Source organism: Oscillibacter sp. (assembly GCF_032060045.1).
GTDB lineage: Bacteria > Bacillota > Clostridia > Oscillospirales > Oscillospiraceae > Oscillibacter.
This window is the reverse complement of record NZ_DAMBZJ010000017.1, coordinates 46,698-69,467: the sequence shown is the minus strand read 5'-3', so window position 1 is coordinate 69,467 and position 22,770 is coordinate 46,698. Positions and strand designations below refer to the sequence as shown.

Here is a 22,770-nt window from a genome sequence, read left to right as displayed (position 1 = left end):
GCGGACCCCGGGCACTGCGGACAAACCCCGCCTTGCCCAAAAGTCCCACAATCTGCTCCAGATATTTCAGCGAAATCTCCTGCCGCTCCGCCACGTCCTTCAACGCCACCGGATCACTGCCTGGGCGGCAGGCGAGGTCCATCATCAGCCGCAGCGCATAGCGGCCCTTCGTCGATATTCTCATGGCGCACCTCCTGTCTTTCTCCTATTTTGCCATAGGAATTAGGGGATTTCAAGAGCATTTTCCCTTTTTTGCGTTCTTGATAAAAATGCGGACTGTTTTCCTTCTGCTATTCCTCTGCGACACCGGGTCATCTAGCGATTCTCCTACCGGGTTTTTTCTCTCAGGGAACACTCATAACGGTTGCCACTATGGGAATAATGCGGTATACTATGATTTTAGACAGCTTCGGTGCGCAATGCGCGACCGTAAATTCAAAAGAGCGGAGGCACCTCTATGAAGCTCATGGCCATCGACGGCAACAGCATTTTAAACCGCGCCTATTACGGCATCCGCCCCCTTACCACCCGGGACGGGCTATACACCCACGCGATTTATGGATTTTTGACCACCCTTCTGCGTCTGCGGGACGAGGAAAAGCCCGATGCGGTCTGCGTCGCCTTTGACCTCCACGCCCCCACCTTCCGCCACAAGGCGGACGAGAATTACAAGGCAACCCGCAAGCCCATGCCGGAGGAGCTTAGAATGCAGGTTCCGGTTTTAAAAGAGGTGCTGGACGCACTGAATATCCCCCGCTATGAAGCGGAGGGCTGGGAGGCCGACGACTGGCTGGGCGTCATATCCCGCCGATGTGACGCGGCGGGCTGGGACTGCGTGGTGGTGACGGGGGACAAGGACTCCCTCCAGCTTATCACGGAAACCACGAAAGTGAAGCTGGTTTCCACCCGCATGGGGCAGACCACCACCAAAGACATGACCACGGGGGCTTTCCGAGAGGAATATGGCTTTGACCCCATCCACATGATTGATTTAAAGGCCCTAATGGGCGACAGCTCCGACAACATCCCTGGCGTTCCCGGTGTGGGCGAGAAAACCGCTATGGCCCTGATTCAAAAATACGGCTCCATCGACGCGATTTACAAAAAGCTGCCAGAGATCGACGCAAAGCCCGCCGCCTTAAAACGGCTGACGGAGGGAGAAGAATCCGCCCGTCACTCCTATTGGCTGGCCACCATCGCAACCGACGCGCCGCTGGACTTTGACCCGTCGGCAAACGAGGCAAAGGCGCCGAGTTCCGAAGCCTACCCCCTGTTTTTAAAGCTGGAATTTTCCAAGCTCATTGAGCGGTTTGGCCTTCGGCAGGATACTCCGACACCATCAGAAGACGAAAAAGCCTTCACCGTCACGGTGGAGCAGGTGACAACCACCACGAAGGCCGGAGAACTGCTGGAGCTTTGGCACTGCGCGGACCATGTATCCCTTCTGGCCCTGCCGGACCTCACCGGAGTGGTGGTCTGCTGCGAAACGGGGGGCGACACCGCCGTGACGGCGGAACTGTTTTTTGACCGCTATCAGGGAAACTGGAATGTGCTCCTCTCCTCCCTGTTCTCCGGCAGTATCAAAAAAGTCTCTCACAACATAAAGGATTTGATGCGGCTGCTGCTTACAAACGGACTGCCCGCCGAGGGCTTTATCTTTGACACAGCGCTGGCCGCCTATCTGCTGGACGCCACCGCTGGGAGCTACGACTTGGGACGGCTGTTCGTCTCCTATTTCAATGAGGAATTACCAAAGCCCCTGCATCTGGATTCTGACGCCTTTGCCCTTTTGGGGGATCGGGCGGGAGCGGAAGCCGCCTTTTGCAGCCATGCCTCCGCAGTGGACGCGCTGTATTCCGCGCTGGAGCCAAAGCTCCGAGAGCGGGGACAGTGGGAGCTGTTTGAAGAAATCGAGCTGCCCTTGTGCCGCTGCCTTGCTGAGATGGAACTGGCCGGCTGCCGGGTGGATGCCAAGGCCCTGTCCGACTTCGGCGGGCTGTTGCGCCGCCGGGCGGAGGAGCTAGAAGCCGACATCTATCGGCTGGCGGGCGGGGAGTTTAACATCAACTCCCCCAAGCAGTTGGGCGAGGTCCTCTTCGACCGGCTGGGCCTGTCCCACGGGAAGAAGACGAAAACCGGCTGGTCCACCAACGCCGACGTGCTGGAAAAGCTGCGAGGCGAGCACCCGGTTGCAGATGCGGTGCTGGAATACCGCCAGCTCACCAAGCTGAAATCCACCTATGCCGACGGACTCTTAAAAGCGCTGGACCCAGACGGGCGGGTGCGCACCAATTTCCAGATGACGGTCACCGCCACCGGGCGGCTGTCCTCCACAGAGCCAAATCTGCAAAACATCCCCACCCGGACGGACCTTGGCAGCGAAATCCGCCGGATGTTCGTCCCCGAGACGGGCAATGTGCTGGTGGACGCGGACTATTCCCAGATTGAGCTGCGCCTTTTGGCTCACATCTCCGGCGACGAGGGGATGCGCGCTGCCTTTCTCTCCGGAGGGGATTTCCATGCGGAAACCGCTTCCCGTGTCTTCGGCGTGGACCGCAAAGACGTGACACACGAGATGCGCCGCCGGGCCAAGGCCGTGAACTTCGGCATTGTGTACGGTATCTCCGCTTTCTCGCTCAGTCAGGACATCGGAACCACCCAAAAAGAGGCCAAGGCGTATATGGACGCGTACTTTGCCACCTTCCCCGGCGTACGGGCCTATATGGACCGCGTGGTGGAGCAGGCACGGACAGACGGCTATGTGGAAACGCTGTACCGCCGTCGCCGGGATTTGCCGGAGCTTTCCTCCAGCAACTTCAACCTCCGCTCCTTCGGCGAGCGGGTGGCGTTGAACATGCCCATTCAGGGTACCGCTGCGGACATCATGAAGCTGGCCATGATTGCCGTGTGGAAGCGGTTGCAGGCAGAGCTTCCCGATGCGCGGCTGGTGCTTCAGGTTCACGATGAACTGATTGTGGAGTGCTCCGCAGCCGACGCAGAAAAGGCCTCTGTTCTGCTGAAGGAGGAAATGGAGGGCGTGGCTCAACTGTCCGTCCCGCTCACCGCTGACGCCCACTGGGGCAAAAACTGGCTGGAGGCCAAGGGTTGAGGGCGCAGGTCCCGGCCTGATGCATTGAATAAGGAGAACCTTTTATGGAACAGAAAAAGCAGGTGCGCATTGTCCCCATGTCTTCTGAACATCTGGACGAGATCGCAGCGCTGGAAAAAGTGTGCTTTTCCGCCCCCTGGTCCAGGAATATGCTGGCAGAGGAGCTGGACAACGCCTGCTCCGCTTTCCTCACCGCGCTGGATGAATCCGATCGGGTGGTGGGCTATGCGGGGCTTCAGGTGATTTTGGACGAGGGGTATATCACCAACGTGGCTGTCCGGCCGGAGGATCGGCAAAAGGGCGTGGCTGCCCAGCTGTTGCAGGTGTTTATCAATTTTGCAGAGGGAAATCGTCTGTCGTTTTTAACGCTGGAGGTCCGCCCAAGCAACACAGCGGCCATCGTACTCTACGGACACCACGGTTTCCGCACCGTGGGGCGGCGAAAAAATTACTATGAGCTTCCAAAAGAGGACGCGCTCATCATGAAATTGGAGTTTGACTATGGAACTGAGAACGGCGACACTTCCGGAACTGAAGGCGGTCTATGAATCCCTTCTGCGCCCCGCCTTTCCGCCTGCCGAGCTAAAGCCCTTGCGGGCCATGACGGAGATGCTGGAGGACGGGTGCTACGACCCGCTGGTGCTGGTGGAGAACGGCAAAATTACAGGCGCCTGTTTTTTGTGGGTGGGCGTGCCCGGCTGGACGCTGCTGGATTATCTGTGCGTCTCCCCAGACCGGCGGGGCGGAGGCGTGGGCGGAGAAATTCTGCGCTTGATGCGAGAGCTTTACGCGGGATGGGTCATTCTCGCGGAGTCAGAGTCTCCCGCGGAGGCCCCGGACACCGCCATCGCAGAGCGGCGGCTGGGCTTTTACGCCCAAAACCGCGCCCTTTTGGCAGGCTATGACTCCGAGGCCTTCGGCGTGCGCTACAAAACCCTATACTGGGCCGACGAATCCATCAGTGACGAGGATTTGATTCTTCAGCACCGCTTTATTTATGAAAGCCGCTTCGGCGTCGAAAAGTACGCCAAGTACATGCGCATTCCCCTGAATCCGGACGCCCCCCCATTGCCGGTGGTGCCCTGGGACCAGTAAACTCTGCTGAAAAGAGAGGAACCGATGAACATTCTGGCTTTTGAATCCACCTGCGACGAAACCGCTGTGGCGGTGGTGGCAGACGGACGGCGGGTGCTGTCTGATGTGATTGCCTCACAGGCGGAAATGCATGCGCTGTATGGCGGCGTAGTCCCTGAGCTTGCTTCCCGCAAGCATGTGGAGGTCATCGCCGCCCTCACGGAGCAGGCCCTACGCGAGGCCGGTTGCGGGCGGGACGACATTGATGCGGTGGCTGTGGCCTACGCACCCGGGCTGATCGGCGCGGTGCTGGTGGGGCTGAGCTTTGCCAAGTCCGTGGCCTTTGCCTGGGGAAAACCCCTGATTCCCGTCCACCACATCCGTGCCCACATCGCCGCCAACTATCTGGCATTCCCTGAGCTGGAGCCGCCCTTTGTGGCTCTTGCCATTTCCGGAGGCAATACGCTAATTGCCGATGTGCAGGACTATACCGATCTGCGTATTCTCGGCTCCACCCGCGACGATGCTGCCGGCGAGTGCTTCGACAAGGCTGCCCGGGTTTTGGGACTTCCCTATCCCGGTGGAAAGCCGATGGACGAGCTGGCCCAGCAGTCTCAGGGAGGCGTATATTCCCTCCCCCGCGCCCACGTCGACGGCGCGGAGCTGGATATGAGTTTTTCCGGATTGAAAACCGCGGTAGTGAATCTGGCCCACCGTGCCGAGCAGTCCTGCCAATCCTTGGACCGGGCCGCGCTGGCCCGCGACTTTACCAAAGCCGTCAGCGGCGAGCTGGTCCCCCGGGCGATGCGCGCGCTGGCCCAGACGGGGCACAAAGTTCTGTGCGCTGCCGGAGGCGTGGCGGCCAACTCGGTGGTCCGCGCAGATTTGGAGGATGCCTGTGAAAAGGCGGGCTGTAAGCTCTATCTTCCACCATTGAGCCTTTGTGGAGACAACGGCGCGATGATCGGCGCTCAAGGATATTACGAGTTCCGTGCAGGACACACGGCAGGCATGGATCTAAACGCCTATGCCACTCGTGCGCTGGACGCCTGATACAAACATTCCCCACTTTCTGCCATGAAATCCTTCTGATATTCCACCCCCGCCGGACAATTGTCCGGCGGTTTTTTTCTATTTTTTTGCAGTATGCAGCCATTCCATGAATACCTGTGCATTTACTGACCACACCTGTAAAGGATGTCAACTTTCTCTTTTGCATGACGCGTTTTTTTTCTATCAATTTCAGAAAATGCTTTTGAAATTTTTAGAGTCGATGTAGAAATTTCTCAAGTTCTTAATGTTATGTAAATTATTCTTGGATTTTAAAATCCCCAATATTGTGCATTGCCGTTTTTTGATTTTTCTCTAATTATACAATTTTCATTGATTTCAAAGGTTTTTTTCATTGTTGATAACCCTGTGGAAAATGTGGATAACTTTTTGTAGTCACAAGTTATTGAACGACTTATGTAAATTATTATTTTTTTCAAGAAAGCGTATTTCTTCTTTTTCTCCCATGTTTTTTCCGTCTGTCAATGTCATATTTTGGTTTTTTTTGTAAAAGGCGGTCCGTTTCTCAACGTCGCTGTTGTTCCGATGGTCAAATCGCCCATGGCGTTTCGCACTATTTCCTGCAAAAAATACAATTCGTATTATCCGCTTTTTCCCGCGATATTCATTCTCGAAAGCATCCTCTTCACTTTCTTTTAAAAGCTTTGGGAGAATTGTGTTGACGCTCCCGCAAAAATATGCTATTCTACATTAGGTTCTGCATTTCGCTATCCGTGCGCTTTGCGTAAAGCGTGCTCCGGCGGGTATATTTAGGTTGCCAAGCAGCCGCTACCTTAGCTTGGCTTTGTCGGTGCTACAGTTTGCTTCTAACTACACAAAATAAAATATGCTTGTGTGGCTCAATGGCAGAGCAGCTCATTCGTAATGAGCAGGTTGTCGGTTCGATTCCGACCACAAGCTCCAAGGCAAGAATCCTGTAGATATGCGTATCTACAGGATTTTTTGCTATGTTTATAAAAACAAATGATACAACAAGAGGGGTACCGTTCGCGCCCTGCTTTTTCAGCAGAGAAAATAAGCGGAAACATACCCAGCAAAAGGCTTTGGAGAATAAATGCAAGAAAGTGTACCACCTCAACAAGGGAAAGGCACTGTAGGGCGTTTATGCGCCTTACAGACGCTTATAATTGTGTACAGCCTACTCTGTGTAGCTTCTCATTTCTTGATACAACGCTTTCAGAATTTTGCGTTTCCGATCCGCAACGGACAAAGCGAATATTTTTAGTTGCCTGTCTAATTTTTTTCTGTAAAACACATATAGAATCTCTCCAAACTTCGCGGGTTTGGAGGGATGCTTTAGGCATTCAGGCATGGAGAATGACCCGCCAAAGCGCCGTTTTTTTATTTGGCGGGTAACCTAATTAATAACTGAAAAGTTGATATAAAAATGATAGATACACTACTCTTGAATACTGGTATTGGTTTCCTGCAATTGCTGTAATACTAAATCCACTGATAACCACCGTTAAAGAGGTGGTGCTTATGGCGGGAACACTCTGCTGTACAACAGAAGGCAAGGCGTTTTTCAGCACGGGCTTTATAAGAAGAAAATCAATCAGTGAGAAATGCAGTGAAAACAGTTTTTTCTTAACTAATGTCAACTGAACAAATAGCAATTTAAGATTGTGGGTAATGCAAACTCCAAGATAATTGTTAAAATAACGGAAAATAATACTGCCGTGACAAATGAAGTGGTAATCAAACTGTTCACTTGCTTTTTATCACCAGCGCCTATTTTTTGAGAAAAGATAATATTAAGGTGCCGGATAATGATGAAAGGAATCATTGCAATAGACAACATCAAACATTTCATTTGCATACGGCAGATGTTCTGAATCTCCTAAGGTAAAGGCCACTTTGTCTTTTACCTTAGATGTGAGGGGCATGATTTAGTTGTCTTGCAAACGGATAGAAGTAACAAAAAGAATAGTAACCCACCAGAACAATAATTTATAAAAACCGAGAAGAAAGAATGGCGCATTTCAGCCTAAAAAACAGGGTTGAATATTGTGCAGGCTAAAGGCGAGTAGTAATAAAGGCAACTTGTGAGCCGTGGGTCAGGCAAACCGAATACGGAAAACAGGAGGAGTGCAGCGGCACTCCTCCTGTTTTTATATATTCTAACCCTATTGATAAGGGGTACGCTATCACCTATTCCATTTCTCTCAGTCGCTCAACAACAGAGCGTCTGGCAACTGTGCGATACACTATCCGCGGCACTGCGATGCCCAGCACAGCGAAGATGGGGGCCAGCAAAAGGATGGGGAAAGCGGTAAAATGATAGGTAAAGAACCAGAACATACTTTCCAATACTTTGGATAGCAGAGGTCCGACGGCCAAGCTGAGAGCCAGCGACACGGCCACTGCACCCAAAGCGTAATACAGCCCCTCCCAAATCAGCATGACATTCAACTGTCTGCTAGTCATTCCAATGGATTGAAGCATGGCAAACTCCCGGCGGCGTGTGAGAATCCCAGTCAAAATTGCGTTGAGGAAATTGAGTACGCCAACCAACCCGACAATAAAGCTCAGCACACCCCCCAGTATCAGGAACATATTTCGGAAGGAGTCGAATTCCGCGACATAGGTTGCCTTGCTCTCATAATTGAGCTGTGTCATCTGTTTTGAGGTCAAGTCAGACAAGAAATTTTCCATGCCGGCCGTGGCCTCATCGTTGACATCGCAGGCATAATACATCACATCGCTGGTGCCGCTGTCCTGAATAAAGGTCTGGTCGTTCAAAATGAACTCATCAGCACCATAATAGCGATAGCTGAGGGAATGCGGCACCACAACCGTTGCTGCCACCTCATAGTCAATGTCTCGGTAGGATTTGGCCCTGTACCGGAAGGGCTGGTCATCCGGGATACTGCCCGGGTCGAGTATTTCTCCCGTATCCGGATCATAGTACTCGTATTCCTCCACGTAGCGCAGCGTGACTGTATCGCCAATCTTTGCCCAGTGAGAATCCATACGGGGATTGCCGTAGTCGTCATCGGAATAGACCGCCGCGACATAGCGCCCGCCCGGTTCCCGGAGCTTCGATAGCTCTCCCTCCAGTACCGTCAGCTTACTCAGCTCATATTGCTCCACGCCGTAAAGCTGTGCCCGGTCGGCCAGCAGGCCCTCCTCGTTTTTTTCAGCAACAGCAACCTGATAATCCAAGGTTTCCGCATCGTTCCACGCCCCATACATGGCACGGTAATAGTCTTCAGTAACGAATTCCTCCGCTGGGATGGTCAGTCCATAGACCCGACCGCCCGCTTCGATACCGGGCTGCGCTTCCAACGCGGCAGCGGCTGCTTCGGGCAGCGCTCGGTCTGCGCCCCAAAACGCCCCTGTTTCGAAATAGCCTGCGTCCGCCACCATAAAATCCGAAACGACCTTGGACAAATATTTATCCATGTCAAAGCCGTTTGCAAAGGTAACCGTCATGTTGAGCATCAAGGCGGCCAAAGAAAGAGACGCGACGGTAACCGCCGTCTTGCCCCGGCTACGCCGGAGATTTGCCCATGCCATTTTGGGCAGCGATGCACCTGACTGTGACCGGCGGATCTCTTTTTTATTCGCTGCCCCTTCGGTGTAGCGCACCGCCTCCACAGGAGACACTCTTGCCGCCATTTTCCCTGGTCTGCGGCAGGAAATCAGCACCGTTATAATTGCAAACAGAGCTGAACCCGTGAAAATCAGTGGACTTGCCGATACTGTATCCTGTACGACGCCGTTAAGTCGAGACAAGACCACAGGCGTCAACCAAGCCCCAACGCCATAGCCGATCAGCAGCCCGAGGGGTATCCCGATCAAGGACAACAAAAGTGCCTGCTGGCGAATGATACGCCTGATCTGCCGCCCGGTGGTACCAATGGTTTTCAGCAGACCATAAAAACGGATATCGCTTGAAACCGAAATTTGAAATACGTTATAGATTATCAAATAACCCGTAAAAATAATAATCAGCAGAAGCCCCGCGATTGCGGCAACGGTAGCGGGGTCTATACTGTTGGTAAGCTGAGCGCCGGTGTAGCCCCAGTTGACACCCGTCGCGATATAATCGTCCCCCGCCGAGCGGCTTTCCGTCTGATAGCCGTGATTTGCAAGAATTTTGCTCAAGTCCTGTTCGATGTGCAACGAGCTGCCCAGCATAACGTCCATATTCCAGGAACCGGTCATCCCGTCATCACCGATGCCGTTTCCTATGCCGACCTGATCATAGATAGCCTGCGCACGGCTATGAGGGATGAGGACATGGTTTGCGAAAACCGCCTCGTCATATTCCCACCAGCCGCTCAGAACAAAGGTTTCCGTTACCTCCGTTCCACCCACATCAAAGGTCATGGTAAACTCGTTTCCCACGACCGGCTCAACGCCAAGCAGCTCCAGCACCCGCGTGTCGGTGGCGGCTTCGTTGGTGCCCTCGGCGGGCAGCTGGCCTTCTGCCGGGTCACAGTACATCCAATGCGCCTGATTTGCGTCGCTGTATCCAACCTCTACATGGGATTTAAGGAAGGGTGCTTTTTCCGGCATCCCTACAAAACGGCGCAGCCCATACTGTTTGATGAGGGAATCGGTTTTAAGTTCATCAAACTGCTCATGGGTCATGTACTTAAACGTCCCGTGGCTCCAGCCTCCGCACTGCCGGAAATTGGCCTGCTGAAAGGAATAGTTGATGGACGCCGCCACTGTAAATAGAGACGTAAACAGCACAGCGGTCAGGGCAATGGCAAAAATGGCAATCAGATTTCTTGATCTTGCCGCCTTCATACTTTTTAAACTCAGTCTGCGAATACATGCTCGATTGGCTACCTTCATGCTACACACCTCCTTATCGAGCGACGATCAAGCCGTCTTCAATACGAACGATGCGGTCGGCTAACTGAGCAATTTCTTCGTTATGGGTAATCATCACAATGGTTTGCGAAAACTTCTGGCTTGTAATCTTTAAAAGGCCCAATACATCCTGACTGGTTTTAGAATCCAGATTGCCCGTCGGCTCATCCGCAAGGATAATCGCGGGCTTTGCGGCCAGAGCACGCGCAATCGCCACCCGCTGCTGTTGGCCTCCGGAGAGGTTGTTGGGCAGGTTTTGCAGCTTGGACGAAAGCCCCAGCGTTTCGACAATACTGTCGATATAGACAGAGTCCGGTGTATTGCCGTCCAATTGAATGGGGAGGACAATATTCTCATAAACATTGAGTACCGGAACCAGATTGTAATTTTGGAACACGAAACCGATCTTGCGGCGGCGGAAGATGGTCAGTTCCTCATCCTTCAGGGAGAAGATATCCTTACCGTCTACCGTAACTGTACCGCTGGTGGGACGGTCCAGACCGCCCAACATATGCAAAAGAGTGCTCTTACCGCTGCCTGATGTACCGACGATGGCCACAAATTCTCCCGTTTCCACCTGCAAGTTGACCCCGGCCAGCGCATGAACCGCGTTTTCACCGGTGCCGTAAAGTTTTTTCAAATCATGAGTCTGCAAAATTGTCATGCCAAATGCCTCCAAAGATAAATTCTTTATGATTCACTATGATACAGACTTTATCATACGTTTCTTTCCAGAATCTTTCCAGTAGACAGGCAATTCTAACAGTTCTGTAAGAATTCAGGCCTGTCTGGGCAAAAAAATGGAAAAAATCGACCCATGACCGGGAACCGAAGATACTTTGACGTATCCCTCCTGTCCGGCTAAGATCTGACGGGTCAGATATAATCCGATCCCAGCGCCATCTTGCTCACTGACGGTTTGGGAGCGGTAAAAGCGGGAAAACACCTTTGCCTGCTCCGCTTCTGATATCCCAATTCCCGTATCCGCTACGTCAACGCGGCAAAACAGTTCATATCCCTCGACGGAAAGTCGTATGCTGCCGCCGGAGGGCGTATACTTCACGGCGTTATCCAGCAGATTGCAAAGCGCCTCTGTGGTCCATTTATAGTCAAATACCGCTCGGGCATCCGTGGCGTTTACAGTCATCTGAATTTTTTTTTGCGCGGCTTTGGGAGCGAACTGTTTCGCCGCTTCCTCCAGCATCGGTGCAATGGCATTCGATACCGGGCGAAGGGTAATCACGCCTGTTTCCAGTCGCGACAGCTTCACCAGAGAGGCAATCAAAAAGCTTAGTTTTTCCGCCTGCCCCCGCAGGGCGGTCAGACAAGCTGCGCTCTCTTCCGGCAGATTCTGTTCCTCCAGCAGCTGCGCATAGAGCAGGATATTCGCAATTGGCGTCTTGGTCTGATGCGAGATGTCCGCCAACAGCTCCTTGATTTTTTCCTTCTCCGCAGTTAAGTTGCGCGCAGAAACTGCGGAAGTGGTTAAATATCGGTACAATCTGCTTTCCACCGCGGAAAGCAAACTTTCGTCAAAGGTGTGTTCCGTAAAGCTTCCGTCTATGGCGTAATCCAGCATTCGACCCAATGTTTTCATCACTCTCTTTGTGTTTCGGCGCTCGAGCAGCACCAGTACCGCGCACAGAAAAACAGCGACCAGCATGATGATAAGCGGAAGCACGTTCTCATTATCCATCCTGCTTCACCTCCCATACATAGCCCAAACCGTAGACAGTTTTGATATACTGGGCAGCGTCCAGCTTGTCCCGCAGCCGTTTGACCGTGACAGAAAGCGCGTTTTCATCCACATAATCGGCTCCGTCTGTCCAAACTCTATCCAGGAGAACTGCCCGACTTAGAGTGGTTCCCTGATTATCCACCAGCAGGCGGAGGAGTTTTTGCTCCGTTTTGCTCAGTTCCACAGGAATACCCGCCTTATAGAAAGCCATCCGCTCAAAATCAAACCGATAGCCGTCAATATCAATGACAGACGGTTTGGGAATATGGGTCATGTCACGGCGCAGTTGCGCCTTTACCCTCGCGCGAAGAATCGCCAGGCGAAAGGGCTTGGTGATATAATCGTCCGCACCATGCTCCAGACCCGTCACCACATCCATTTCGGTATCATTGGCAGTTAATAAGATCACCGGAACAGGGTTACTTCCCGTTTTGATTTCGTGAAGCAGGGCAAGCCCGCTGCCATCGGGAAGATTAATGTCGAGCAAAATGAGCTCTGGTGCACAATTGGCAAGCTGCTTGCGTGCGGATTTCAAATCAAAACACGGAATAATCTGAATCTCCTGATCTTTTAATGCAAGACACAAGCCCCGATTCAGATTACGGTCGTCTTCCACAATGATTACTCGTTTCATCGTTTCCCTCTTTCATTTTAATCCATCTTCACCCTTGCCAGCATTTCCCCGCCGGAGATTATACCCTCTACATAATCCCGCCAGCCCCAGCCGGTACTTGCTTAAGTCCAGCTCGACAAAATCAATTAAGCCCTGCCCGATATGCTTCTCCGCGTACTGCCCGTTATGTGACCCATCGGTAAATGACATGAAATGGAACAGCCCGTCGCTGCCGTAAAAGACGCGAATGTGTGGATACTGCGCCATGTTTTTTTCTTTTCTGCAAATAATCGAATTCCGGTAAAATCCGTGATTTGCGCTTCCCTGTGTACTCCGGATTTTGCCTGTACGATAATGATAGCACAGTAATGGAAGATTTCAAATTGCGATTCATTATTACACTGGAGGTGCGTCCGATGCACAGTATGTATACTCTCCCGTTGGGAGGGGCAAGCATAGCGTTCGGCAGTTTCCCGACTACGAGGTATTGGTAGCTACTCACTGCGACACGGATAACCTGCACAACCACCTTCCGGTCCGCCCTGTCAGCTTCAAAACCGGAAAAAAACTGCACAAGAATCACGACGATCTGGTACTGCACCGAAAGATTTATGTGCGCAAGAAATCAGTAATTCCTCACGCGTTTCCTTGAAAAAAGGCGATTATGTGGCCATTGCCATCCCCCGCCTGAAATGCGAATTTTGGACAACTGTTCCCGCGGAAATGACGCCGCTGCAAGCAGGGATGAGACAAATGGCTCTCTGCCTATCACCCCGTTGTCTCCGGAGACATTAAACGGATGGAGGCCCAGGGCGGTAAGCATTTTAATCTGATTTTGTTAATTTTAATTATCGAAATATACATGGAGCCTGCCCCATAGATACAGGGACAGGCTCCGTGCAGCTTTTTTATGCATTTGCTCTTTTTCCTTTGCGTCGCTAAAACGGTTTAAATTGACTCAGGAAGAAACCCCCGGGCCTCGGCAATTAGCTCAATTTCCCGCTTGGCCTGAGTGAGACAGTCCAGCACCAGCGCTTCCTTCTCCTTTGAGCAGCGGAACATCGGAACGGCCACGCTGAGGGCGGCAAAGGTCTGCCCGTCTCTGCACAGAGGAATAGCCCAGCAGTATAGCTGCTCCGCGGATTCCTCCCGTTCCCACGCAACGCCCGTTTTTCGAATTTGAGCAAGCTGGGATAGCAACGTGTCGAAATCCACGACGGTATGGGCCGTCAGACGGGAAAATCCGTCGGCGTAAAGCGCTCTTACCTCTTCATCGCTCAGGCCACTCAACAGCGCCTTTCCAATGGCCGTTCCGTTGGCTGGCAGTCGGTTCCCCACATGGGAAATCATGCGGATGGGCTGCGGCGAGTCCACCTTGCGAATGTATAGCACCTTTTCCCGATCCAATACGCCCATCTGACAGGTTTCCTCGCAACTTTCCACAACGGCCTCCATCACCTGCAAAATGAAATCCATCGTGCTTTGATTGGCTGCAAAGCTGCTGCCCAGCGCATAGGCACTGATGCCGATATAATACCGGTTTGTCCGGCGATCCAGCCAGATGTATTTCCGACTGAGCAGTGTGTGGAGAATGGGAAAAAGGCTGCTCTTCGGCGCATCCAGCGCCACGGACAGCTCCGTTAAAGTGCTTCCGTCGTCCTTTGAAAGCGCAAGATATTCCAAAATATCCAGCACCCGGGCGGTAGAGCGGTGCTTCTGCGGCATAGACTGTGCCTCCATTTCAGTGTCATTTATACTTTCAACACTTTAGCACAGCGGACGGCAGGTTACAAGCGGAAGTTGCAACTGTTTCTTTTGGAACCTACGAGACGGGTGGTGGGCCACAAAAAAACCAACTTATTTCCAAAAAGTTTTAAAACCAGGAATTCTCCTATTGACACAACGGTAAATCTATGTTAAAGCTGAATAGTAAAAGTCCTAATTAAAAACACCGTTCTTATATAGGAACAAAACAGGACCGTAACAGAGCGACCGTTTCATTTTAAAAACACCCGAAGCGGGCGAAAAAAGGAAAAGAAGGGAAAAAACCATGAGTAAAAAGCTTACGGTGATGGACGGCAACACGGCCGCAGCGCATGTGGCGTATGCGTTTACGGAGGTTGCAGCCATCTACCCCATCACCCCGTCTTCCCCCATGGCAGAAAAGGTGGATGAATGGTCCGCCAAGGGTCGGAAAAACCTGTTTGGATCTACGGTAGACGTAATTCAGATGCAGTCCGAAGCCGGCGCAGCGGGTACCTGCCACGGTTCTTTGCAGGCCGGCGCGCTGACCACCAGCTTCACCTCCGCACAGGGACTGATGCTGATGATCCCCGCCATGTACGCCATGGGCGGCCAGTTCCTCCCCAACGTGCTGCACATCGCCTCCCGGGTGGTCACCTCCAACCATCATTCCATTTTCGGCGACCACACCGACTTTATGACCTGCCGTACCACCGGGTACGCTATGCTTATGTCCGCCACTCCGCAGGAGTGCATGGATTTGGCGGCGGTGGCCCATTTGTCGGCCATCCGTTCCAAGTATGCGTTTATGCACTGCTTTGACGGCTTCCGCACTTCTCACGAGATGCAGCGCATTGAGGCGCTGGACTATGAGGACCTGCGCGGGCTGATGGATACCGACGCTCTGCGTGCTTTCCGCCGGAACTCCCTCAACCCCGAGCATCCCACCAACCGGGGCAACAACGTCAACCCCGACGTGTACTTCCAGTGCAAGGAAGGGGCCAACGAAAAGGCCGCCGACGTACCCGAAACCGTACAGCATTACATGGATGAAATCAATAAGCTGACGGGCCGGGATTATAAGCTCTTCAATTATTACGGCGCGCCCGACGCGGAAGAAGTGGCCGTCATCATGTGCTCCGCTTCCGAGACGGTAAAGGAAACGGTGGACTTCCTCAACGCCAACGGGCGGAAGGTGGGCCTGCTTCAGGTCCGGCTGTATCGTCCTTTCTCCGTGAAGCACTTTGCCGCAGCCATTCCCGCTACCTGCAAAAAAATCGCAGTGCTGGACCGGTCCAAGGAAACTGGTTCCGTGGGCGAGCCGCTGTATCTCGATGTGGTCACCGCCCTGAATCAGGCGGGCCGGACCGACATCCGCATTGTCGGCGGACGGTATGGTCTCTCCTCCAAGGATACCACTCCCGGTCAGTTTGTGGCCGTGTTTGATAACCTCCGTCAGGGCCAGCCCAAAAACAACTTTACCATCGGCATTAATGACGACGTGACCAACACCTCTCTGGATTATCAGGAGTTGGAGCTGTCTCCCGCCGGTCAGACCTCCTGTAAAATCTGGGGTCTTGGTGGCGACGGCACGGTGGGCGCGAATAAGAACGCCATCACCACCATCGGATTGGTGGCGAATAAGTATGCTCAGGCCTATTTCTCTTACGATTCCATGAAAACCGGAGGACTGACCCAGTCTCACCTGCGCTTTGGCGACGAGCCGATTCGCTCCACCTATTTGGTTTCCTCCGCGGACTTTGTGGCCGTTCACGCACCTACCTATGTGAATAAATACGATACTGCCGCAGACCTGAAGGAGGGCGGAATTTACCTGCTCAACTGTCCGTGGTCGGTTTCCGAGCTGGATGAGCGCCTCCCCGCCCAGTTGAAGCGGGAGCTTGCCAGCAAGCACGCCCGATTCTTCATCATCGACGCGGCCAAGATTGCCGAAGAAATTGGCCTGCGCGGCCGGACCAACAACATTCTTCAGGCGGTCTTCTTTGCCCTGACCAAGGTGATTCCTCTGGACGTGGCCGTGGAGGACATGAAGAAAAACAACTATAACTCCTACTTTAAAAAGGCCGGACAGAAAATCGTGGACCTGAATGACCGGGCCGTGGACCTGGGCGTGAACGCCGCCGTGGCGGTGGAGATCCCCTCCTCTTGGGTCACTGCGCAGGATGCACCCGTGGCAGAGCTGGAGACCACTCCCTTTGTGCGGGACATTGTTCTACCCATGGACCGCCAGGAGGGCGACAAGCTGCCCATCTCGGTCTTCAAAAAGTACGGCGTGCTGGACGGCACATGGGAAAACGGAACCTCCGTTTATTCTAAGCGAGGCGTTGCCACTGCGGTTCCCAAGTGGAACAGCGAGAGTTGCATCCAGTGCAACCGCTGCTCCATGGTCTGCCCGCACGCGGCGCTGCGCCCCGTGCTGCTGACCGAGGAGGAGAAGGCCGGTGTGCCCGCTTCCTTCGCCACCGTGCCCGCCAAGGGCCTTGGCAAGGATGCTCCCCAGTATTCCTTCCGCGTGCAGGTTTCTCCCTATGACTGTCTGGGCTGCGGCGTGTGCCTGACGGCCTGCCCCGCCAACCAGAATGAGAAAATGGCCGACGCGCTGGTAATGACGCCCTTTGAGGAGATGAAGCCGGAGCAGGCCAACTTCAACGAAGTCGCCATGAACGAAGCATACCTCAAGAATGACGTGGTCAGCGACAAGAGCGTGAAGTCTGCTCAGTTTGCAAAGCCCTATTTCGAGTTCTCCGCCGCCTGCGCGGGCTGCGCAGAAACCACCTACTTAAAGCTTGTAAGCCAGCTTGTGGGCGACCACATGTACATCGGCAACGCTGCGGGCTGCTCCTCCGCGTACAGCGGCGGCGCACCCATCCTGCCCTACTGCCGTGACCAGCGTGGCTTTGGCCCCGCGTGGGAGCACTCTCTGTTTGAAGACAACGCCGAGTTTGCTTTCGGCTTCTTCCACGCGCAGGACGCCATCCGCAAGGAGTTGTTCCTACGGCTGGAGAGCCTGAAGGCCGCCGGAACCGCCGCCTCCGAAATCGAGGCGTATCTCGCCGGCTGGGAGGACAAGAACAAGTCCCGCGCCGTGTCCGATGCGCTGATTGCCGCGCTGGAGCGCAGCGAGAAGACGGAAGAGGTACAGTTTGTTCTGGACAGCCGGGAATATCTCGCAAAGAAGTCCGTTTGGGCCGTGGGCGGCGACGGCTGGGCCTATGATATCGGCTTCGGCGGCATCGACCATGTGCTGGCCCAGAACCGGGACGTGAATCTTCTGGTGCTGGACACCGAAGTTTACTCCAACACCGGAGGACAGTCCTCCAAGTCCACCCCCACTTCCGCCGTGGCGAAATTCTCCGCAGGCGGCAAGAAGATTGCCAAGAAGGATCTGGGCGCAATCTTCATGAACTATGGCTACGTATACGTGGCACAGGTGGCCATGGGCTACGATCAGGCCCAGACCCTCAAGGCCATCCGGGAGGCCGAGGCCTATCCCGGCCCGTCCATCATCATCGCCTACTGCCCCTGCCTGGAGCACGGCATTAAGGCGGGCATGAGCTGCACCCAGAACGAGATGAAAAAGGCGGTGGAGTCCGGTTACTGGCACCTGTACCGCTATGATCCCCGCCTGACGGAGCAGGGAAAGAATCCCTTCCAGTTGGATTCTCCCGAACCGGACACCGAAAAGATCATGGGCTATCTCATGGGTGAAAACCGCTATGCGGCGCTGGCCAACAACTTCCCCGACCGGGCCGACGCACTTTATGAAAAGGCTGTACAAGACGCGAAAAATCGCTACTTGAAATACCGCAAAATGGCCGAGAACGGCTGACAACCACGTCACTTCCCCCCAGCCGCTCCTCGGCGGCATGGGAGAAGCTCCCTCGCTTGAAAAGAAGGCAGACACGCCGCGCTTTTGCGCGGCGTGTCTGCTGTTATCCCCCGATCCAAGCAAAAAGCTTGCCCCCGGAGCAGGAAATGGGAGCCGCGGGGAAGTGGCAAGAGGAATCTCTGTGAAATGCTTTTTCAGAAGTTACTTCATGTTGCGCTTCATGGAAGAATTGACATGCTCCTAAAATTGTGTATGATAAATAAAAAGCACGGCGTCAGCTGCGCTGGTTTTTAGCGGGAAGCGAGGTCTGTGAAATGAAAATCAGCAAATTCGGAGGCCTGATTGCGGCGGCCAGCAAAAAAGCCGCTCTGCCCATGCTGAAAGTGGGTACCATTCCGGTTATTAAGCGAATTGTGATTTCCTTCCAGCAGGCCGGTATTTTCCCCATTGTGGTGATTACTGGCGTGGATGAGGACGAAGTGAAATACCAGCTAAGCAACTACGGCGTGATCTTTATTTCCAGCGAACAGCCGGAGCAGCCTCAGCTTCTGGATTCCGTGAAGATCGGTCTGCGTTACCTGTCCGGAAAATGTGACCGAATTGCGTTTGCTCCCGTGAATGTCCCTATGTTTACGCCGGACACACTGATCCGCCTCAAAAATACAGCGGGCGAAATTGTCACCCCGTCCTACCGTCGCCGCGGAGGGCACCCTGTGATGCTGTCGGACAGCATCATCCCGGAAATCTTGGCCTATAGCGGCGAAGACGGGCTGCGTGGTGCGCTGCGCACGCTGGATGCAAGACGGATATGGCTTCCCGTGGAGGATGAAGGCGTTTTAACCAGCGTGCACAATCGTGAGCAGTTGCAAGACCGCCTGGCAGAGCACAACAACGCGATTCTGCACCCCGTCATCCGCATGAGCATTGAACGGGAATTTGCATTTTTCAATGCGCGCCTGAAGCTGCTGCTGTTTTTAATTGCCGACACGCACAATATGCGGCAGGCATGCGGAGCCATGTCCCTGTCCTACGGTAAGGCCTGGGACATGATCAACCGGCTGGAGATTGAATTAGGCTATGCGGTTGTAGAGCGGCGGCAAGGTGGACGACACGGAGGGAACACCGTGCTGACCGAACGCGGCACTGCGTTTTTGCTGGCCTATCAGCAGTTTGAGGAGGAAATTTTTCATTACACCCAAAGCCGGTTTCAAGAGACGTTTTTAACAACCAAAATTCTATAATGGAATTTGGCAAGTTCTTTTCAGGAAGAAGTTGCGAACAAAAACCATCCCTTTCATAATGAGAGTGGACACACCGCGCCGTTTTCTATTGGGCGCGGGGCTGCTCTCAGAGGAAACGGGGTGGTTTTTTATGTATGAGGCTCCCACTGTCTGTGGACTGATACTTGCGGCGGGACTTTCCTCCCGTATGGGCGAGTTTAAACCGCTGATGCCACTGCGAGGCAAAACACTGATTGAAAATACGGTGGACAGTGTTTTATCAGGCGGCGCCCAATCCGTGGTGGTTGTAACGGGCTATCGGGGTGCGGAGGTGGACGCGGTACTTCGACGGCGCTATGGGAAAGACGTCGTTTCCGTTCCAAATCCAGACTTTGCAAGCACCGACATGCTGCGCTCCATTCAAATCGGCTGTCAGGCCATGCCAGAGTGCGATGCATTTTTCCTGCTGCCGGGCGATATGCCGGTGGTGCGCAGGTCCACCTTCCGCAAGCTGCTCTCCGCACGCCCCGCAAATGGCGTCAGCGTGATTTTTCCAACGCTGAACGGGGCAAGGAAGCACCCTCCGCTGGTGGATGCGCGTATGATTCCGGAGATTCTTTCATTTCAAAGCGATGGTGGACTGCGTCAGTTATGGCACCGACATGAAGATTTCATTCAGACCGTCTCAGTAGACGACGAAGGCGTATGGATTGATCTGGATACGCAGCAGGACTATCAAAGCTGCAAACAGGACTACGAATTTAAAATGAGGAGGCAGGGATTACAAGATGGAAAAGATCAGTGAGTCAGTGGTTAAAAAAGACCACGCACCGAAAATGTCCGGGCGCTCCGTTTATGTTGGAGACTATTCTGGCGACGGCGTTTTAACCGGCAAATTCCTTCGCTCCACTCTGGCCAGAGCCAAGGTGCTGGGCGTGGAAGTTCCCTCATTGCCGGACGGGTATTTTTATGTGGACAAAACCGACGTCCCCGGCGATAACAACGTGAATATCGTGTTGGACGACACCCCGGTGTTTGCCCGAGACACAGTGGAGTACATCGGAGAGCCTATCGGCATGGTGGTTGGACCGGAGGAGAAGGTGGTAGACCGGATCCTATCGGAAATCAAGGTTTCTTATGAGAAGCTAGAGCCCATGCTGGACCTGCGCAAGGCCGATACCGTATTTTTTAACTATGAGTACGAAAAGGGTAATCTTGAAAAGGCCTTTGCTGAGGCCGACAAGGTTTACGAGGAGGAATTTTCCACCGGCTATCAGGACCAGACCTATCTGGAGCCTCAGGGTATGATGGCGGAACCGGAGGAAAACGGGCATATGTATGTCCACGGCTCCATGCAATGCGCCTATTATGTCCATGGCGCGGTGATGCGCGCGCTGGGCAGCCGACCCGACGAGGTGCACATTCTTCAGGACGTGACCGGCGGCGGCTTTGGAGGAAAAGAGGCGTTTCCCTCCATTCTGGGCTGTCAGGTGGCCGTGGCGGCCAGAAAGGCAAACGCCCCCGTCCGCTGCATCTTCGGCCGCCGGGAGGATTTGGAGTTTACCTCCAAGCGTCACCCTTCGCTGTGCGTTTACAAGGTCGCGGTGAAAGACGGCAAGGTCACGGGCATGGACATCGACGTGAAGTTTAACTCCGGGGCGTATACCACGCTATCCCCCGTGGTGTTGCAGCGGGGAATTATCTGCGCAAGCGGCGTATACAGCTTTGACAATCTACACGTCCACGGACGCGCCCTGAAAACAAATACCACTCCCTCCGGCGCATACCGGGGCTTTGGCGCACCCCAGACTTTCTTTGCCGTGGAAATGATGATGAATCACATTGCCCGGGATTTGAGGATTGATTCCCTCCAGTTCAAGGAAGCCAATCTTGCCCGGCAGGGAGATCCCACCTCCACCTCCGGCAAATATCACTTCCCCATTCCCCTGCCCGAAATGATTAACGAGGTGGACCGGGCCTGTGACTTCCGCAGAAAGCATCTGGAGTACGAGAAACCCCAGACTGGAAGATACCGCAAGGGCATTGGCATGGCGCTGTGGTTCCATGGGGCGGGCTTCACCGGCTCCGGCGAGCGGGACCACATCAAGGCGGTGTGTAAGCTGCACAAGTACCCGGACGGCACGGTGGAGGTTCTGGCCTCCAACGGTGAAATTGGGCAAGGTCTGCGGACCACCTTCCCCAAAATCGTTGCCCACGAGCTGAACCTTCCGCTGGAAAAGGTTTATTACAACCACCCCGATACCGCCCGCGTGCCGGATTCCGGCCCCACCGTTGCCTCTCGCTCTCTGATGGTGGTGGGCGAGCTGCTGCGTCGCGCCGCCATCAAGCTGCGCACCCAGTGGAAGGAAGGCGAGGACCAGATTGTGGAGGAGCATTTCAGGGAACCTGATTTTATGATTCCGTTCTATCTGGACAAATTTCAGGGCGACGCCTACCCCACCTACGCATGGGGCGTGGGCGCTATCGAGGTGGAGTTGGACACCTGCACGGGCATCTCCACGATTCTGGGGGCCTATGGCTCCTTCGACGTGGGTACGCCCATCGACTACAACATTGTCATCGGGCAGATGGAGGGCGGCTATTTGCAGGGCATTGGCTATGCCTCCATTGAAAAAATGGATTATGACAATCAAGGCCGCATCCGCAATAATTCTTTTTCCGACTATTTGATTCCCACCACCAAGGATGTGCCGAACCTGAAGTGTATGCTGCATGTGGAGCAATACCCCGACGGCCCCTACGGCGCAAAGGGCGCCGGCGAGCTGCCTCTCGTGGGCGCACCCGGTGCCTATGTGGCCGCCGTGGAGCAGGCGCTGGGCAATGGAGCATCGCTGCACCATGCGCCGTTCACTGCCGAGGACACTTTGAACGTGATGATGAAGGAGGCTGAATAAGAGATGGATGCGATTCGATTTGTCCTCAACGGACAAGAAGTATCTTACGAAGGCAATGCTTCCGACCGGTTGCTGGACGTTCTGCGGGATACCTACCGCACCACCAGCGTCAAGTGCGGCTGCAAGGAGGGCGAGTGTGGCGCCTGCTCCGTTTTGATGGACGGTGTGCTGGTCAACTCCTGCTGTGTGGCCATGGGCGCGGTAAACGGTTCCTCCGTCACGACGATGGAGGGTTTCCGGGAAACGGAACGCTACACGGTTTTGGACCGAGCCTTTGCGGCGGTTTCCGCCGTGCAGTGTGGCTTCTGCATCCCCGGCATGGTGCTGGCAGCCGAAGCGTTGCTTTCCAAAATTCCCAACCCCACGGAGGACGAAATCCGGGAAGGCCTTTCCGGAAACCTCTGCCGCTGCACGGGATATAACGCCATTATCAACGCGGTATCCGCCGCTGCAAAGGAGGGAAACGGACTATGGTAAACGGATATGCTCCCACCTCTTTGGACGAGGCACTAAACCTCCGCGCGTCCCATACCGTGGTCCCTTACGCCGGAGGGACGGACCTGATGGTGGAAAATCGCCCCAATGCAACCTATTTGTTTTTAAATAAAGT

Annotated in this window: 19 protein-coding genes, 1 tRNA gene and 1 pseudogene; 12 read left to right on the top strand and 9 right to left on the bottom strand. The window is 54.0% G+C overall.

Annotated elements, in window-relative coordinates:
- A partial coding sequence (locus tag RT018_RS08790) for an Rrf2 family transcriptional regulator (protein WP_312941111.1) occupies nt 1-184 on the bottom strand: 184 nt, incomplete at its 3' end.
- A 273-nt stretch (nt 185-457) separates the two neighbouring features.
- Between RT018_RS08790 and polA the strand changes: the two genes are divergently transcribed.
- The 5 genes from polA (at nt 458) to RT018_RS08765 (ending at nt 6,157) form a co-directional block, all read left to right on the top strand.
- Nucleotides 458-3,109, top strand: coding sequence for a DNA polymerase I (gene polA / locus RT018_RS08785; protein ID WP_312941109.1), 2,652 nt, complete (start codon nt 458-460; stop codon nt 3,107-3,109).
- A gap of 44 nt (nt 3,110-3,153) precedes the next feature.
- Nucleotides 3,154-3,657 carry a ribosomal protein S18-alanine N-acetyltransferase gene (gene rimI / locus RT018_RS08780; protein WP_312941107.1) on the top strand — a complete coding sequence of 168 codons (504 nt, stop codon included), beginning with the start codon at nt 3,154-3,156 and terminating at the stop codon, nt 3,655-3,657.
- The gene (locus RT018_RS08775; RefSeq protein ID WP_312941103.1) at nt 3,611-4,204 is read left to right on the top strand and encodes a GNAT family N-acetyltransferase; all 594 of its coding nucleotides are present in this window, start codon (nt 3,611-3,613) and stop codon (nt 4,202-4,204) included. Before rimI ends, RT018_RS08775 begins: the two co-directional genes overlap by 47 nt.
- Nucleotides 4,205-4,228: 24 nt before the next feature.
- Nucleotides 4,229-5,236 (top strand): tRNA (adenosine(37)-N6)-threonylcarbamoyltransferase complex transferase subunit TsaD, encoded by a 1,008-nt coding sequence (gene tsaD, locus RT018_RS08770; protein ID WP_312941101.1) that lies wholly within the window; start codon nt 4,229-4,231, stop codon nt 5,234-5,236.
- A gap of 846 nt (nt 5,237-6,082) precedes the next feature.
- A tRNA-Thr gene (locus tag RT018_RS08765) sits at nt 6,083-6,157 on the top strand.
- A gap of 694 nt (nt 6,158-6,851) precedes the next feature.
- Here the strand turns inward: RT018_RS08765 and RT018_RS15815 are convergent.
- The 7 genes from RT018_RS15815 to RT018_RS08735 all read right to left on the bottom strand — a co-directional run bounded on the left by RT018_RS15815 (nt 6,852) and on the right by RT018_RS08735 (nt 12,699).
- Nucleotides 6,852-7,040, bottom strand: a complete 189-nt coding sequence (locus RT018_RS15815; RefSeq protein ID WP_397360025.1) for an MATE family efflux transporter — start codon at nt 7,038-7,040, stop codon at nt 6,852-6,854.
- The gene (locus RT018_RS08760) at nt 7,009-7,140 is read right to left on the bottom strand and encodes a class I SAM-dependent methyltransferase (protein WP_312941099.1); all 132 of its coding nucleotides are present in this window, start codon (nt 7,138-7,140) and stop codon (nt 7,009-7,011) included. The genes RT018_RS15815 and RT018_RS08760 overlap by 32 nt, the downstream gene beginning before the upstream one ends.
- Before the next feature lie 265 nt (nt 7,141-7,405).
- Nucleotides 7,406-10,063 (bottom strand): ABC transporter permease, encoded by a 2,658-nt coding sequence (locus RT018_RS08755; protein WP_312941097.1) that lies wholly within the window; start codon nt 10,061-10,063, stop codon nt 7,406-7,408.
- Between the two features lie 13 nt (nt 10,064-10,076).
- Nucleotides 10,077-10,745 carry an ABC transporter ATP-binding protein gene (locus RT018_RS08750; protein WP_312941095.1) on the bottom strand — a complete coding sequence of 223 codons (669 nt, stop codon included), beginning with the start codon at nt 10,743-10,745 and terminating at the stop codon, nt 10,077-10,079.
- Between the two features lie 114 nt (nt 10,746-10,859).
- Nucleotides 10,860-11,777, bottom strand: coding sequence for a HAMP domain-containing sensor histidine kinase (locus tag RT018_RS08745; RefSeq protein WP_312941093.1), 918 nt, complete (start codon nt 11,775-11,777; stop codon nt 10,860-10,862).
- A complete protein-coding gene (locus tag RT018_RS08740; RefSeq protein ID WP_312941091.1) occupies nt 11,770-12,453 on the bottom strand; it encodes a response regulator transcription factor in 684 nt (227 codons plus the stop codon). Before RT018_RS08740 ends, RT018_RS08745 begins: the two co-directional genes overlap by 8 nt.
- Before the next feature lie 12 nt (nt 12,454-12,465).
- Nucleotides 12,466-12,699 (bottom strand): hypothetical protein, encoded by a 234-nt coding sequence (locus RT018_RS08735; protein WP_312941089.1) that lies wholly within the window; start codon nt 12,697-12,699, stop codon nt 12,466-12,468.
- A 115-nt stretch (nt 12,700-12,814) separates the two neighbouring features.
- Here RT018_RS08735 and RT018_RS08730 point away from each other — a divergent pair, with 115 nt between their 5' ends.
- Nucleotides 12,815-13,084 (top strand): relaxase/mobilization nuclease domain-containing protein, encoded by a 270-nt coding sequence (locus RT018_RS08730; RefSeq protein WP_312941116.1) that lies wholly within the window; start codon nt 12,815-12,817, stop codon nt 13,082-13,084.
- Nucleotides 13,085-13,380: 296 nt separating this feature from the next.
- Here RT018_RS08730 and RT018_RS08725 read toward each other — a convergent pair whose 3' ends face one another.
- Complete coding sequence (locus RT018_RS08725) at nt 13,381-14,157, bottom strand: IclR family transcriptional regulator (RefSeq protein ID WP_312941088.1); 777 nt, start codon at nt 14,155-14,157, stop codon at nt 13,381-13,383.
- A gap of 325 nt (nt 14,158-14,482) precedes the next feature.
- On the opposite strand from RT018_RS08725, the gene nifJ reads away from it, so the two are divergent.
- The 6 genes and pseudogenes from nifJ to RT018_RS08695 form a co-directional block, all read left to right on the top strand.
- Nucleotides 14,483-18,025 (top strand): pyruvate:ferredoxin (flavodoxin) oxidoreductase, encoded by a 3,543-nt coding sequence (gene nifJ, locus RT018_RS08720; RefSeq protein WP_312941086.1) that lies wholly within the window; start codon nt 14,483-14,485, stop codon nt 18,023-18,025.
- 314 nt (nt 18,026-18,339) lie between these two features.
- Entirely contained in the window at nt 18,340-19,266 is a 927-nt protein-coding gene (locus RT018_RS08715; RefSeq protein WP_312941084.1) for an NTP transferase domain-containing protein, read from the top strand.
- Nucleotides 19,267-19,396: 130 nt separating this feature from the next.
- Nucleotides 19,397-20,050, top strand: coding sequence for a nucleotidyltransferase family protein (locus RT018_RS08710; protein WP_312941083.1), 654 nt, complete (start codon nt 19,397-19,399; stop codon nt 20,048-20,050).
- Nucleotides 20,034-22,160, top strand: a complete 2,127-nt coding sequence (locus RT018_RS08705) for a xanthine dehydrogenase family protein molybdopterin-binding subunit (RefSeq protein ID WP_312941082.1) — start codon at nt 20,034-20,036, stop codon at nt 22,158-22,160. The genes RT018_RS08710 and RT018_RS08705 overlap by 17 nt, the downstream gene beginning before the upstream one ends.
- A gap of 3 nt (nt 22,161-22,163) precedes the next feature.
- Nucleotides 22,164-22,637, top strand: coding sequence for a 2Fe-2S iron-sulfur cluster-binding protein (locus RT018_RS08700; protein ID WP_312941081.1), 474 nt, complete (start codon nt 22,164-22,166; stop codon nt 22,635-22,637).
- Nucleotides 22,631-22,770, top strand: a pseudogene (locus RT018_RS08695) (molybdopterin dehydrogenase); the annotation flags it as partial. The gene RT018_RS08700 and the pseudogene RT018_RS08695, both read left to right, overlap by 7 nt.